Origin of the sequence: Halomonas sp. (genome assembly GCF_033549285.1) — a bacterium.
Classification (GTDB): domain Bacteria; phylum Pseudomonadota; class Gammaproteobacteria; order Pseudomonadales; family Halomonadaceae; genus Halomonas.
Window position 1 is genome coordinate 33,252 of record NZ_JAWSUJ010000023.1, and the last position, 14,406, is coordinate 47,657.

Annotated in this window: 14 protein-coding genes; 7 read left to right on the forward strand and 7 right to left on the reverse strand. The window is 66.5% G+C overall.

The features are described 5' to 3' along the window. Nucleotides 1-2 precede the first annotated feature (2 nt). Entirely contained in the window at nucleotides 3-308 is a 306-nt protein-coding gene (locus SCI24_RS07305) for an MTH1187 family thiamine-binding protein (protein WP_318724763.1), read from the reverse strand. Nucleotides 309-457: 149 nt separating this feature from the next. Between SCI24_RS07305 and cfa the strand changes: the two genes are divergently transcribed. The 3 genes from cfa (at nucleotide 458) to SCI24_RS07320 (ending at nucleotide 2,984) form a co-directional block, all read left to right on the forward strand. Further along, nucleotides 458-1,609 carry a cyclopropane fatty acyl phospholipid synthase gene (cfa, locus tag SCI24_RS07310; protein ID WP_318724764.1) on the forward strand — a complete coding sequence of 384 codons (1,152 nt, stop codon included), beginning with the start codon at nucleotides 458-460 and terminating at the stop codon, nucleotides 1,607-1,609. After that, nucleotides 1,606-1,863: a class I SAM-dependent methyltransferase gene (locus tag SCI24_RS07315; RefSeq protein ID WP_318724765.1), complete on the forward strand. Its 258-nt coding sequence runs from the start codon at nucleotides 1,606-1,608 to the stop codon at nucleotides 1,861-1,863. Before cfa ends, SCI24_RS07315 begins: the two co-directional genes overlap by 4 nt. Before the next feature lie 206 nt (nucleotides 1,864-2,069). Beyond that, the gene (locus SCI24_RS07320; RefSeq protein WP_318724766.1) at nucleotides 2,070-2,984 is read left to right on the forward strand and encodes a diguanylate cyclase; all 915 of its coding nucleotides are present in this window, start codon (nucleotides 2,070-2,072) and stop codon (nucleotides 2,982-2,984) included. Here the strand turns inward: SCI24_RS07320 and SCI24_RS07325 are convergent. Beyond that, nucleotides 2,981-3,637 carry a dienelactone hydrolase family protein gene (locus tag SCI24_RS07325; protein ID WP_318724767.1) on the reverse strand — a complete coding sequence of 219 codons (657 nt, stop codon included), beginning with the start codon at nucleotides 3,635-3,637 and terminating at the stop codon, nucleotides 2,981-2,983. The genes SCI24_RS07320 and SCI24_RS07325 overlap by 4 nt on opposite strands. A gap of 147 nt (nucleotides 3,638-3,784) precedes the next feature. On the opposite strand from SCI24_RS07325, the gene SCI24_RS07330 reads away from it, so the two are divergent. Next, on the forward strand, nucleotides 3,785-5,746 hold the full coding sequence (locus SCI24_RS07330; RefSeq protein ID WP_318724768.1) for an ATP-dependent DNA helicase RecQ: 1,962 nt from the start codon (nucleotides 3,785-3,787) through the stop codon (nucleotides 5,744-5,746). Nucleotides 5,747-5,751: 5 nt separating this feature from the next. Here SCI24_RS07330 and SCI24_RS07335 read toward each other — a convergent pair whose 3' ends face one another. After that, nucleotides 5,752-6,381, reverse strand: a complete 630-nt coding sequence (locus SCI24_RS07335) for a hypothetical protein (protein WP_318724769.1) — start codon at nucleotides 6,379-6,381, stop codon at nucleotides 5,752-5,754. Beyond that, nucleotides 6,381-7,940, reverse strand: a complete 1,560-nt coding sequence (locus SCI24_RS07340) for a sigma-54-dependent transcriptional regulator (protein WP_318724770.1) — start codon at nucleotides 7,938-7,940, stop codon at nucleotides 6,381-6,383. The genes SCI24_RS07335 and SCI24_RS07340 overlap by 1 nt, the downstream gene beginning before the upstream one ends. 281 nt (nucleotides 7,941-8,221) lie before the next feature. Between SCI24_RS07340 and phhA the strand changes: the two genes are divergently transcribed. The 3 genes from phhA to SCI24_RS07355 all read left to right on the forward strand — a co-directional run bounded on the left by phhA (nucleotide 8,222) and on the right by SCI24_RS07355 (nucleotide 10,789). Beyond that, nucleotides 8,222-9,079 carry a phenylalanine 4-monooxygenase gene (phhA, locus tag SCI24_RS07345; protein ID WP_318724771.1) on the forward strand — a complete coding sequence of 286 codons (858 nt, stop codon included), beginning with the start codon at nucleotides 8,222-8,224 and terminating at the stop codon, nucleotides 9,077-9,079. Between the two features lie 183 nt (nucleotides 9,080-9,262). Then, the gene (locus SCI24_RS07350; protein ID WP_318724772.1) at nucleotides 9,263-9,601 is read left to right on the forward strand and encodes a 4a-hydroxytetrahydrobiopterin dehydratase; all 339 of its coding nucleotides are present in this window, start codon (nucleotides 9,263-9,265) and stop codon (nucleotides 9,599-9,601) included. Beyond that, nucleotides 9,602-10,789 carry an amino acid aminotransferase gene (locus SCI24_RS07355; protein WP_318724773.1) on the forward strand — a complete coding sequence of 396 codons (1,188 nt, stop codon included), beginning with the start codon at nucleotides 9,602-9,604 and terminating at the stop codon, nucleotides 10,787-10,789. Nucleotides 10,790-10,927: 138 nt separating this feature from the next. Here SCI24_RS07355 and SCI24_RS07360 read toward each other — a convergent pair whose 3' ends face one another. From SCI24_RS07360 to SCI24_RS07370, 3 genes are all read right to left on the reverse strand, one after another. Next, complete coding sequence (locus SCI24_RS07360) at nucleotides 10,928-12,187, reverse strand: D-amino acid dehydrogenase (RefSeq protein WP_318724774.1); 1,260 nt, start codon at nucleotides 12,185-12,187, stop codon at nucleotides 10,928-10,930. A gap of 154 nt (nucleotides 12,188-12,341) precedes the next feature. Beyond that, nucleotides 12,342-13,640, reverse strand: coding sequence for an MATE family efflux transporter (locus SCI24_RS07365; protein ID WP_318724776.1), 1,299 nt, complete (start codon nucleotides 13,638-13,640; stop codon nucleotides 12,342-12,344). A 118-nt stretch (nucleotides 13,641-13,758) separates the two neighbouring features. Next, nucleotides 13,759-14,406: EAL domain-containing protein (locus SCI24_RS07370; RefSeq protein WP_318724775.1), on the reverse strand; the 648-nt coding region annotated here is incomplete at its 5' end.

Below are 14,406 nucleotides of genomic sequence, written 5' to 3' on the forward strand. Positions count from 1 at the left end.
GGTCACTCCCTGCCCAGCAGGGTCTCGACGCTCGCGACCTTGTCGTCCATGTGCTGGTCGCGATCGGTGCGGGTCCCGAGCTTGAGCGTGGTGGTGATGCGCGGCGCCCCCATCTCGTGCACGACCTCGTGGCAGCGCTTGACCACCGCCATCACCTCGTCCCACGGCCCCTCGATATTGGTGCCGTAGGCATGCATGCGGTGCTCGAGACCGGACGCCTGGATCACTCGCTGGCAGGCCGCGATATGCGGCGAGACCGAGACCCCGACGCCCAATGGCACCACACAGAGGTCAATGATCACGTTCATGGCTCTCTCCTTCTTTCTCGTTCGTGAAGTCGTTGAAATACACGAGCTAAGCATGCTGGTCTATGCTGGTTTTCAAAAGCGACACTGCCCCAGAGCCGTGCCCGGCGCGTTCGCCAGCCCGACATCCAACACCGGACCCGGAGGACTCCATGACCAGCGAACCACGTATCGGCCCCATCGCCCTTCCCGATACCCGCGCCCGCCGGGTCATCGAACAGCTGCTCGATGGCTCGGGCGTCACGCTCAACGGGGATGCGCCCCAGGATATCCGCGTGCTGCATCCCGACTTCTTCTCGCGGGTACTGCATCAGGGAACCCTGGGTCTCGGCGAGTCCTACATGGATGGCTGGTGGGAGTGTGAGCGTATCGACGAGTTGGCCTACCGGCTACTGCTGAACGGGCTGGGTGAGCATGCCCGCTCGACCACCGAACGCCTCAAGTACCGCCTGCAGGCCGGCTTCCTCAACCTGCAGAGCAAGGCCCGGGCCTACATGGTGGGCGAGGCCCACTACGACCTGGGCAACAACCTCTTCGAGCGCATGCTCGACCCCACCATGTGCTACTCCTGCGGCTACTGGAAGTCGGCCGAAGACCTGCACCAGGCCCAGAGGGCCAAGCTGGAACTGGCCTGTCGCAAGCTCGACCTCAGGCCGGGCATGAAGGTCCTCGATATCGGCTGTGGCTGGGGCAGCCTCGCCGAGCATGCCGCCCGCCACCACGGCGTCGAGGTGACCGGCATCACCATCTCCCGGGAACAGGCCGCTCTTGCCAGGGAGCGCTGCGCCGGGCTGCCTGTGGAGATCCTGCTGCAGGACTACCGTGACCTGGATGGGCTCTATGACCGCATCGTCTCCATCGGCATGTTCGAGCACGTGGGGCACCGCAACTACAGCACCTACTTCGAGACGGTGAGGCGCCTGATGCCCTCCGATGGCCTCTTCCTGCTGCATACCATCGGCTCCAACCGCTCCGAGGTCACCGCGGACCCCTGGATCAATCGCTATATCTTCCCCAATGGCGTCCTGCCGTCGGCCATGGACATCGCACGCACCAGCGAGGATCACCTGCTGATGGAGGATTGGCAGAACTTCGGTCCCGACTACGACAGGACGCTGATGGCCTGGCTGGCGAACTTCGACGCCCGCTGGCACGAGATCGCCCATCACTATAACGAGCGCACCCGCCGCATGTTCCGCTACTACCTGGCGATCTGTGCCGGCGCCTTCCGCGCGCGACACCTGCAACTCTGGCAGGTCGTCTTCTCCCGCGGCCGCCCGGGACGTTACGACGCTCCGCGGTGACCCGCCGGGCCGATGGCGGACTGGCGCTTACAGGAACCTCGGTCGGCCCCGACCACGACCACACCCTGATGGCCTGGCTGGCGAACTTCAACGCCCGCTGGCACGAGATCGCCCATCACTACAACGAGCGCACGCGCCGCATGTTCCGCTACTCCCTGGCGATCTGTGCTGGCGCCTTCCGCGCGCGACACCTGCAACTCTGGCAGGCCGTCTTCTCCCGCGGCCGCCCGGGACGTTACGACGCCCCGCGGTAACCTTGCATTCTCTTGACCCATGTCATTTGTCGAGCGACTTGTAAGCAATCTCCTACACCGGAGGGAGGATGTCGCCATGTCTCCGTCGGCGTATCATGATGTGCTTGACCAAGAGGCGCCCAGCGTCCGCTACCTGCCCTCCCCGAGGGGCAGGACAATAACCAAGAACGAATCACCTGTTCGCAGCAGGGAAAAAGGACACCCGCATGCCCTCCAACGACGTCATGCCGGGTGGGGAAATGCCACAGCCGGACTGGATCCTCGAGTTGACCGAGCAGTTGCCCGGAGTGATCTTCCAGCTGCACCGGGCCCCCGACGGCCGGATGCACTTCCCCTACCTGGCCGGCAGCGGTACCCAACTGACCGGAATCGACCGGCATGACCTGGCGCAGAATGCCCTGCCGGCCCTCGAGCGCCTGGCCGAGACGGACTATCCACGCCTGATGGCCGCCATCGAGCGTTCCGCCCGGTGGCAGAGCCCCATCACCACCAAGTTCCGGCTGCGGATGGCCGATGACCGCCTGAGCTGGATCGCCCTGCGCGCCCAGCCCCGCAAGGTCGATACCGGTATCCTCTGGTACGGCATGATGATCGACATCAGCGAGCAGATGGCCGAGGAGCAGCGCCTGCGCCGGCTGTCGGACACCGACGACCTGACCGGCGTGGCCAATCGCCGCAAGCTGATGCAGCGCCTCGACGAGGAGATCTCGTTGAGCAACCGGCATGCCCTGCCGCTGTCGCTGATGATGCTCGACCTCGATCACTTCAAGTCGATCAACGACACCTGGGGGCACCTCCAGGGCGACCAGGTACTGAGAGACCTCGCCCGGCTGTGCCGGGAGATGCTGCGCGAGGAGGACCTGGTGGCCCGGCTGGGGGGCGAGGAGTTCGCCCTGCTGCTGCCCCTGACCCCCGAGCCTCACTGCCGACAGCTGGCCGAGCGGCTGCGCGAGCGGATCGCCGACCATGACTTCGGTATCGGTCCGGGACGCATCACCGTCAGCATCGGCATCGCCGAGCACCGCATCGGTGACACCCGCGAGACCCTGCTCCACCGTGCCGACGACAGCCTCTATGCGGCCAAGGACGGTGGGCGCAACCAGGTCATGGTCGGGACCTAGGCCCGGCCCAGATGGTCGAGGAACCAGCGAGCGGCATGGGCCTCGACCTTCTCCAGGGTGCCGGGTTCCTCGAAGAGGTGGGTAGCACCCGGCACGATCAGCAGTTCGCGCGGACAGCTCATGTGCGCCATGGCCTGCTCGTTCAACTCGATCACCTGGGTATCCCGGCCGCCGACCAGCATCAGGGTCGGCGCCTTCACCCGCGGCAGGGCCTCCCCGGCGAGGTCGGGCCGCCCACCCCGTGAGACCACGGCTTGCACCAGCGCCGGCTGTTCGGCGGCGGCGATCAGTGCCGCCGCCGCGCCCGTGCTGGCCCCGAACAGGCCGATCCCCCATTCCCGGGTCTCCGGCGATTCGGCCACCCAGGCCACGGCCCCGCTCATTCGGGCGCCGATCAGGGAAATGTCGAAGCGCAGTGCCCGGGTGCGCTCATCGATCAGGCTCTCGTCGGGCGTCAGCAGGTCGAACAGCAGGGTCGCCAGCCCCTGTTCGGCCAGGTGGCGCGCCACCCGGCGGTTACGCACGCTGAAGCGGCTACTGCCGCTGCCGTGGGCGAATACCACGATGCCCGCCGGATGCTCGGGGCGCAGCAGGTCGCCTTCGAGCGTGACACCACACGTCTCGAGTTCCAGATGACGCTCGGTGATGGACATGATGTCCCTCCCTGCCCCGTCCTGAGGTGACGGGGACACGAAAAGTGTAGCGATGCCGGCCCGCATTCGCGCGGACGAGAGCCGACGAGGGCGTTATACTGGAAAAAATCCCAGTAATGTACCGATGCCACACGGCAGGAGCTGCCCATGATCCAGCAGACGCTCCAGGAGGTCTTCGGCTATGACGACTTCCGCCCCGGCCAGCGACCGGTCATCGAGGCCATCGTGGCCGGCCGCTCGGCGGCGGCGATCTTCCCCACCGGTTCCGGCAAGTCGCTCTGCTACCAGCTCCCTGCCCTGCACCTGCCGCACCTGACCCTGGTGATCTCGCCGCTGCTGGCGCTGATGCAGGACCAGCTGGCCTTCCTCGACCGCCACGGCATCCCTGCCGCCAGCCTCGATTCAGGCCAGAGCCGTGAGGAAGCGGCGGCGGTCATGGACGGGGTCAAGCGCGGCGAGATCCGCATCCTGATGGTCTCGGTGGAGCGCCTCAAGAACGAGCGGTTCCGTGCCTTCATCCAGCGGGTGCCGATCTCCTTGATGGTGGTGGACGAGGCCCACTGCATCTCGGAGTGGGGCCACAACTTTCGCCCGGACTACCTCAAGCTGCCGGACTACCGTCGCGACTTTGCCATTCCGCAGGTGCTGCTGCTCACCGCCACGGCCACGCCGCGGGTGATCGACGACATGCGGTCGCGCTTCGATATCGCCCCGGCAGATGTCACCGGTACCGGCTTCTACCGCGCCAACCTCGACCTCCAGGTGACGCCGGTACCCGCCGCCGAGCGCCCCCGCCGTCTGGTCGAGTGGCTACGTCCCCGCTTCGAGCAGGGCCCACCCCAGCCGACCATCGTCTATGTCACCCTGCAGCAGACGGCGGAACGGCTGGCCGCCTACCTGGCGAAGGCAGGCCTGCCGGCCACCGCCTACCACGCCGGGCTCGACGGCGAGCGTCGCGAGGCGATCCAGCGTGACTTCATGGCCGGCCACACGCCCTGCATCGTCGCCACCATCGCCTTCGGCATGGGCATCGACAAGGCCGATATCCGCAACGTGGTGCACTTCGACCTGCCGAAGTCCGTCGAGAACTACAGCCAGGAGATCGGTCGTGCCGGCCGCGACGGCCTGCCCTCCAGTTGCCTGATGCTGGCCGGGCGCGACCATATCGAGGTGCTGGAGAACTTCGTCTATGGCGACACCCCCGAGCATCATGGCATTCGCCGGGTGATCGACGACCTGCGCGCTGCCGGCCGCCAGTGGGAGCTGATGCTCAACACCCTGTCGCGGCACAGCAATATCCGCCCCCTGCCGCTCAAGACCTTGCTGGTGCAGCTCGAGCTGCGCCGCCTCATCGCGCCCCGATACAGCTACTTCGCCGACTACCGCTTCCGGCTGGAGGAGGACGCCGAGGCCCTGCTTGCCCGCTTCCAGGGCGAGCGGCGGGCCTTCGTCCAGGCGATACTGGACGCTTCCTCCCGCGCGCGAACCTGGTACAGCCTGGACTTCGCCGCCCTGGAGGCCCTCGGGGCGGAACGTGGCCTGGATACCCGTCGAAGCCGGGTGATCACCGCCCTGGAGTACTTCGTCGAGAAGGGCTGGATGGTGCTGGAGAGCAAGCAGATGACCGAGGTCTATGAGGTGCTCTCGACCGGGATCGACCCGGCGTCACTGACCGATGAGCTCTTCGACTACTTCCGCGACAAGGAGCGCGCCGAGATCGACCGCCTGCATGCCATGCTCGCGCTCTTCGAGAGTGACCGCTGCCTGAGCCGGCGACTGGCCGACTGGTTCGGCGATGCCCGCGCCCCCGAGCACTGTGGCCACTGCTCTGCCTGCCGGGGCCAGGTGGCACGGCTCCCCGCCGCCGAGCCGACACGGCCGCTGTCGTCATGGGAGATCGCGCCCCTATGCGGCCCCTTCCTCGAGCGGCTGGCGCAATCCGGCGAGGGTCATCCGCCCACGGCGGACCTGCTGACACGCTTTTTGTGCGGGATCACCACGCCGCTGTTCACCCCCATGAAGGCACGCAAGCTGGAAGGATTCGCCGCCCTGGAGGGCTATCCCTATGCCGAGGTTCGCCAGCGCGTCACCGAGCACCTCGCCGGCTGAGGGGATCAGCCGCGGCGTCGACGTGACAGCGCCAGGGTCAGCCAATGCACCGGCAGGTAGATCAGCAGCGGCCAGAGCAGCATCAGCCCCGCCAGGTAGAGCAACGGGTCCATCATCGTCTGGGGCTGCCCGAAGGGGCCCTCGACCCAGTTGATGTTGCGCTCGGCCTCGGTAAAGAGATAGCTGGCAGGGACCACCAGCCAGGTGAGAGCACTCTGCCAGGCCAGCGCCCGACGGTCGTAGCCGATCCGCCAGATGGCGAATCCCGCCACCAGCGGCAGGATCAGGTGGTAGAGCGACATCGCCCGTGTCAGCGGGGGGTGTTCGGGATCGAACATGTACTCGGTACCGCCGATGGGATGCCAGCCGGTCAGCGAGGCGGTACCTACGTCTATTGCCCAGAACGTGCCCACCAGGGCCACGGCCAGCCACTGCATGGAAACCAGGCGTCGACTCTCGCTCCAGAGCCCCGCCAGGAGCAGGAAGTTGGCCAGGTTGCAGAGCCAGAAGTAGTTCTGGGGGCCCAGCAGCATCCAGTAAGTCGGCGCCCAGGTCAGCACCCATAAGCTGAACACCAGCTTGAGCCACAGTGGCAAGCCCCCATGTGGCACCCCGTGTCCGGTCAGGTGGCCCATCACGCCTCCCCGCCGATCCCGTAGCGCCGGAGCTTGTTGGCGATGGTGGTATGGGAGACCCCGAGGCGCCTGGCCAGCTGCCGGCTGGAGGGATGCTTCGGATAGAGCGCCTCGAGCACCCGGCGCTCCACCTCGCCGAGGATGCCGGCGAGGCTTCCCTCGAGGTCGATGCCCGCCAGGCCTGCCGAATCGCCGACGTCGGGCAGGCGCAGGTGGTCGGGCTCGATGGTCTCGCCCTCGCACAGCGAGACCGCCTGGAAGAGCACATTCTCGAGCTGGCGGACATTGCCGGGCCAGTGGTAGGCAGCGAGCCTCGCCAGCGCCGTCGGCGAGAGCGCCGGCAGGCGGCAGCCGATCTGGCGGGCCGCCCGGTCGATGAAGTGCATCGAGAGCGCCTCGATGCCGTCCCGGCACTCACGCAGTGGCGGCACCTGAAGCGACAACACGTTGAGACGGTGATAGAGGTCGTGGCGAAACATCCCCTCGGCACAGAGCGCTGGCAGGTCCTGCTGGGTGGCACAGATCACCCGCACGTCGAGCCAGGTCTCCTCGTCGCTGCCCACTCGCCGGAAGCCGCCATCCTGCAGGAAGCGCAGCAGCTTGACCTGCAGCCGCGGACTCATCTCGCCCACCTCGTCGAGGAAGATGGTGCCCCCTGCCGTCAGCTCCAGCAGGCCCAGCTTGCCCTCGGGCCGCGCGCCCTCGAAGGCACCGGGGGCATAGCCGAACAGCTCGGTCTCGGCCATGGACTCGGGCAGGCCGGCACAGTTGAGGGCCATGAAGGGCGCCTGGCCGCGCGCACTGGCCAGGTGACAGGCCCGTGCCAGCAGCTCCTTGCCGGTGCCGGTCTCGCCATGGATCAGCAGGGGCGCATCCAGCGGCGCCATCCGCCGCGCCTCGCGGATCAACGCCTGGAGCCTCGGGCTCGCCTGGAAGATCGCCTCGAAGCCGCGGAGCTCCTGGCGCTGCACCTGGTAGATGCGCTCCCCGATGCGATCGGCCCGGTGAAGCGTCACCACGGCCCCGGCCAGCGAGGCCACGTCGTCCTGGTGCTCCCGGTGCAGGGGCGCGATGTCGGCCAGGAAGGTGGTCTCGCGCAGCTTGATGCGCAGGCCGTTGACCCGCGCATTGTTGCGCCGGATCAGCGCCGGCAGGTCCAGCTCCGGGAGATGGCGGTCCAGCGAGAGCCCCGGCACCTCGTCGATGCGCACGCCGAGCAGCTGCCCGGCGGCCCGGTTGGCGGCCACGATATGTCCCTCCATGTCGATGGACATCACCGGGTCGGAGAGCGACGAGAGCAGCGCATCCAGCTCCAGGTGGCGCCGCTCGCTGGGCATCAGGTTGACCTGGCGCACCCCGAACACCCCCGGGACCGCTTCCAGCTCCGGCCTGAGGGTGGCGAGCTGCGCATGCAGCAGGTTCGGCACATGCAGGTAGATCGCATTGCCATGCTCGCCACCGACCTCGCCGCGAGCCACGTTGAGACCGTAGTCGGAGAAGTGGGCGACGATGTCGCGCAGGATGCCGATCCGGTTCTGGCAGTGAAACCTCAGTCGCATCGGGCAAGGTTCTCTCGTGAATGTCTTGAAAGTCGTCACAACAATGTGACTCGAGTGTCAAGATAACGTGACACTCGTGCCCGCTCAATCCGCGCCAGCACGCATCTTGTTCCCAGGCCCCTGGTTGACGGAAAGAATCGTCATGATTTCTTTACAGCATGACGTCTCTCGACTGCCTTACGCAGGTGGCAAGGCGCCTCGATCGCCCTCCCGTCACGCCTAGACTCGAGGGGATTCCGCACGGCCGACAACAAACCCACAAGCGATGCCACGGAGAGCCCATGACGACCACAACGTCACGCCTGAGTGAACTGAGCGAGTTCGCCAGCAAGACAGGCTACCGCGCTCGACTCCCCGACGACCGGGGCCATATTGCCTACAGCGACACCGAGCATGCCACCTGGCAGGCCCTGATGCAGCGCCAGCTGGGCATGATCGAGGGGCGCGTCTGCCAGCAGTACCTCGACGGCCTGGAGCGCCTGGCCCTGCCCGAGTCGCGCATTCCCCAGCTCGGCGAGGTGGACCGGGTGCTGCAGGCCGCCACCGGGTGGCAGACGGCCCAGGTGCCGGCGCTGATCCCCTTCGATACCTTCTTCGACCTGCTCGCCAACCGACGCTTCCCGGTGGCCACCTTCATCCGTACCCCGGAGGAGATGGACTACCTGAAGGAGCCGGACATCTTCCACGAGATCTTCGGCCACTGCCCGATGCTCACCGACCCCTCGTTCGCCGAGTTCACCGCCACCTATGGCAGCCTGGGCAAGGCCGCCAAGCCGAAGGAGCGGGTCTATCTGGCGCGGCTGTACTGGATGACCGTGGAGTTCGGCCTGGTCGATACCCCAGCCGGCCGACGCATCTATGGGGGCGGTATCATCTCCTCGCCCAAGGAGACCCTGCACTCGCTCTCCGACGTGCCGGTTCATCGGCCCTTCGATCCCGTGGATGCCCTGCGCACCCCCTACCGCATCGACATCCTCCAGCCGCTCTACTACGTGATTGACGATCTCACCACCCTGCACGACCTTTCCCGGCAGGACATCATGGGCATGGTGCACCATGCCATGGAACTGGGCCTGTTCGAGCCCCGCTTCGAGCCGGCCTCGAGTAGTGCCAGGGCAAGCACAGAGGCCGAGAACTAGAGGCGCCGGGAACAGGTTGAAGAGGGGGTCCTACGCCAGGGATGGCTTCGGTAGCGCCCAGGGAGGGGTTCACAGCGCCCCCTCGAAAACCTGTTGCCGGATCAGCCTCGGGCGCTATCACCCTGTGCGAAATTCATGACCGACCACCCCAGCGACAAACCATCGAGACGACAAGGAGATACCATGAGCCAGCTTTCCGAACAGCAGTGCGAGGCCTGCAGCTGGGACGCCCCCCACGTCACCGAGGCCGAGATCGAGCAGTACAAGGCCGAGGTCCCCGAGTGGCAGATCATCGAGCGCGATGGCATCATGAAGCTGGAGCGGGTCTTCAAGTTCCGCAACTTCCAGCAGGCCCTCGACTTCACCAACCGCGTCGGCGAGATCGCCGAAGAAGCCGGTCACCATCCGGCCCTGCTGACCGAATGGGGCAAGGTCACCGTGACCTGGTGGTCGCACGAGATGAAGGGCCTGCACAGGAACGATTTCATTCTTGCCGCCAGAACCGACGAGGTAGCGAAATAAATGTTCGAGAAAATTGAGCGGGTTCCCGGGGACGCCATCCTCGGTCTGATCGAGGCCTTCAAGAAGGACACCAACCCTCAGAAGGTCGATCTTGGCGTGGGCGTCTACAAGGACGACCAGGGCAACACCCCGGTGATGCGCGCCGTCAAGGAAGCCGAGGCCCTGCTGCTCAAGAACGAGACCACCAAGACCTACATCGGCTCCCATGGCGCGCCGGCGTATGGTGAGGTGGTCCTGCCCATGGTGCTGGGCGAGGGCTCGCCGGTGCTGGCGGCCAAGCGCGCCAGCGCCACCCAGTCCCCCGGCGGTACCGGTGCCCTGCGCCTGGCGGCCGACTTCATCGCCCACCAGCTGCCCGGCAGGGACATCTGGGTCTCGGACCCGACCTGGCCGAACCACCTGGGCATCTTCCCCGCCGCCGGCCTGACGCTGCACAAGTACCCCTATGTGGACGCCGAGAACCGTCTCGACTTCGACGGCATGCTGGCGGCGCTCAAGCAGATCCCCGAAGGCGACGTGGTGCTGCTGCACGCCTGCTGCCACAACCCCACCGGCTTCGACCTCTCCCGCGACCAGTGGCAGCAGGTGCTGGAAGTCGTCCGCGAGCGCGACCTGCTGCCGCTGATCGACTTCGCCTACCAGGGCTTCGGCGAGGGCCTGGACGAGGATGCCTACGGGGTTCGCCTGATGGCCGAGAACCTCGACGAGGTGATCATCACCAGCTCCTGTTCCAAGAACTTCGGCATCTACTGCGAGCGTACCGGTTGCTTGATCATGGTGGCGAAGAACGAGGAGCAGATGGAGAACGTGCGCTCGCAGATCGCCATCGTGGCTCGCGAGAACTACTCCAACCCGCCGGCCCACGGCGGCGCCATCGTCAGCGAGATCCTGCACTCCGCGGAGCTCGCCGCCATCTGGCGCGAGGAGCTCACCGAGATGCGCGACCGCATCAACACCCTGCGTCGTGACTTCGTCGAGGCCCTCAAGCCCTACGGCCTGGAGCAGAAGTACGCCTGCGTGGCGGAGCAGCGTGGCATGTTCTCCTACACCGGCCTGACGGGCGAGCAGGTCGACCGTCTGCGCGACGAGTTCGGCATCTACATGGTGCGCTCGGGCCGCGCCAACGTGGCCGGCTTCTCCCACGAGAACCTGCCCTACCTGGCCAAGGCGATCGCCGCGGTCAACTGATCGCCACCTCGCCCGAGACCATCGAGCAAAGGCCCGCCGGGAAACCGGCGGGCCTTTTCGTATGCAAGCGGCTTGGCACTGTTTCCCTTTCTCCTTTCTCCTTTCTCCTTTCTCCTTTCTCCTTGCTCCTTTCCCATATCAGGCCGCGTAACGGGAGACATCCAGCCCACTGGGGTCGATGGCCGGCGCCTTGCCACTCATCAGGTCGGCCAGCAGCTGGCCGCTGCCGCAGCTCATGGTCCAGCCCAGGGTGCCATGGCCGGTGTTGAGCCACAGGTTGTCGACCCGGGTGGCGCCGATGATCGGCGTCGAGTCCGGGGTCATGGGGCGCAGGCCGGTCCAGAACTCCGCTTTCTCGACGTCGCCCCCTTCCGGGAAGACGTCACGCACCACCATGCCGATGGTGGCCCGGCGCTTCTCCAGCAGGTCGAGGTTGTAGGAAGCCAGCTCCGCGGTACCGCCGACGCGGATGCGGTCGTCGAACCGCGAGATCGCCACCTTGAAGGTCTCGTCCATCACCGTGGACTGGGGGGCCCCACCATCATCGGTCACCGGCACGGTCAGGCTGTAGCCCTTGACCGGGTAGATCGGCAACCGGATATCCAGATCCTTGACCAGGAACGGCGAATAGCTCCCCAGGCAGACCACGTAGGCATCGGCGGTGAGCTCGCCGGCGCTGGTCACCACGCCCTCGATGGCACCGGCACTGCGCCTGAGGCGCTGGATCTCGACGTTGAAACGGAACTCGACGCCCAGCCGCTCGCGGCAGTAGTCCGCGAGGCGGTTGGTGAAGAGGTGACAATCGCCGGTCTGGTCGTCAGGCAGGTGCAGGCCGCCAACGAACTTGCCCGGCACCCGGGAAAGGGCGGGTTCCACGCCGGCGATCTCGTCGGCGTTCAGCAGCTGGTGGCGCACCCCGCACTGCTCGAGCACCCGCATGTCCTTGGCCACCGCCTCCACCTGGCTCTCGTGGCGGAACAGCTGCAGCAGGCCGCGCTGGCGGTCCTCGTAGCGGATGCCGGTCTCGGCGCGCAGGGCATTGATGCAGGCGCGGCTATGCTCGGCCACGCGCACCATGCGCTCCTTGTTGACCAGGTAGCGGTCGGCGTTGCAGTTGCCCAGCATCTGCACCATGAAGCGCGCCATGGTCGGATCCATCCTGGGCTGGATCTTGAGCGGGGCGTGTTCCTGGAACATCCACTTGACCGCCTTCTGCGGGATGCCGGGCGCCGCCCAGGGCGAGGAGAAGCCGAAGGAGACCTGGCCGGCATTGCCGTAGCTGGTTTCCAGCGCCGGTGACGGCTGACGGTCCACCACCGTGACCTCGTGGCCCTGGCGGGCCAGGTAATAGGCGCTGGTGACGCCGACGACGCCGCTGCCGAGAATCAGTACCTTCATGGGGACTCCCCTTCTGCCTTGTGGTTGTGGGATCGAAGGCAGGCAGTATAGGGAGATAGCTCCAGGCGATTCGACTGAATATACTGCTTTATCAATGATTTTACTTTGTATTTTATAGATTTAGTTATTTTATATACCACAAATATTATATTTTTCAGGTGATCGCACTATCCACTTTTACCGGCTGCCGGCGGGGGCTGGCGAGGATCCGACGGAGCACCTGCCAGGCCGCCAGTCCCGCCAGCAGGTTGCCGAGTGCCGCGCCCATGGCCAGGCCAAGCAGATCCCCCAGCCAGGCCCCGACCCAGAGACAGGGCAAGTAGAAGAGGAACAGCCGGGCAGCCGATATCAGCATGGCGCGCAGCGGCCAGCCCAGGGCGTTGCCCGCCGAGACCACGATCATGCAGACCCCCAGTGCCGCATAGCTGGGCAGCAGGAAGCGAATCAGGGTCGCCAGGTCATCGCGCACCTCGGGATTGCCGGATAGGGCCAGTGCCACCCAGGGAGAGGCCAGGGCCATGAGGAGCCCCAGTGACAGCTGCCAGACGACCACCACCCTGAGCGCCAGGCGCATGAGGCGGTGTATCTGGCTCCAGTCCCCGGCGCCGTAGCAGCGCCCGAGCCAGGGCGGAAGCGACATGGTCATGGCCAGCACCACCATCAGCGAGAGGGTCTCCAGGCGGCTGGCCAGCCCCCAGGCCGCCACCTGGGCCTCGCCCAGCGAGGCCACCACCGAGATGGCGAGCATGGCCGCCAGGGGCGGCATCAGCTGGCTGATCATGGCCGGGCCGGCGATGCCGGCAAAGGGCACCAGCGAACGGCGCAGCTCCCCGAGCAGTCCCTCGGCCGCCAGCCAGTCCATGCTAACCAGGCGACGGCCCAGCACCAGAATGCCGGTCGCGAAGGCGATCGTCGTGGCCCAGGCGGCGCCCGGCAGCCCCAACCCCTGCCAGGGCCCGATGCCGAAGATCAGCAGCGGGTCGAGGCACAGGTTGACCAGGCTGGTGATCACCATCATCTTGCCGGGCAGCCAGGTGTCCCCGTGGGCCCGGAACAGGCTGTAGCCGAAATAGAGCACCGCCCCCAGCCAGGCCGCCAGCAGCTGGGGCGCCCAGTAGGCCCGGATCAGCTCGCGGGTGGATGCGTCGGCCCCCAGCAGGGAGAAGACCGGCGCCTGGATGGCCCACAGCAGCACCACCAGCAGGGCTAGGGTGACGGTCCCGACCAGCATCACCAGGCTGCCCAGCCGCCGTGCCCGGGCGGCTTCCCCCGCTCCCAGGGCACGCGAGATCAGCGCCGCGATGGCGATCCCCATGCCGACCTGGATGCCGATGACCAGGAAGGAGAGCGGGAAGGTGAAGGACTGGGCGGCCAGTGGAGCCGTGCCGAGGCGGGCAATGAAGGCACTGTCCACCAGCTGGAAGCCGAGCAGCGCCAGCACGCCGATGGCCATGGGCCAGGTCTGGCGCCAGAGGGTGAGACCAAGGGAGGATCGGGATTCGTCGAGGGAAGTCACAGGGGCTCCGTGGTCGTGCGCGGGGCTGGCATTCTACGCCAAGCGGGCGGCAGACTCAGCCCGAGACCCCCGGATGACCCGCCACCAGCCCGCCCAGGACGCGCTCCATCTCCAGGGCGGGCATGGGCCGGAAGAAGTAGAACCCCTGGACCAGGTCGCAGCGCATCTCCCGGATCAGCGTGAGCTGCTCACGGTTCTCCACACCTTCGGCCACGACCTCGAGCCCCAGACGATGGCCGATGAAGATCGCGGCCTCCATGATCGCGCGATCCTCGGGCTGGTCCGGGGCATCCCGCACGAAGGTGCGATCGATCTTGAGCGCCGTGACCGGGAAGTGCTTGAGGTAGCTGAGCGAAGAGTAGCCGGTGCCGAAATCGTCGATGGCGATGCGAAAGCCCAGGTGATGGAGCCGGCGCAAGCCTTCGAGGATCCTGTCGTCGGCCTCGATCAGCACGTTCTCGGTGAGCTCGAGACCGATGTGCCGGGGCCCCAGGCCATGGCGTGCCAGGCAGGCCTCGAAGCGCTGGAAGACATCGGGCCGGCTCATCTGCCGGCCGGAGAAGTTGATGTCGATGCGTTCGATGGCCAGGCCGGCATCCCGCCAGAGCGCCCGCTGATGGCAGGCGGTCTCCATGACCCAGTCACCGAGACGATGGATCAGGTCGGAGCGTTCGGCGAGGGGAATGAACTCGGCCGGAGAGAT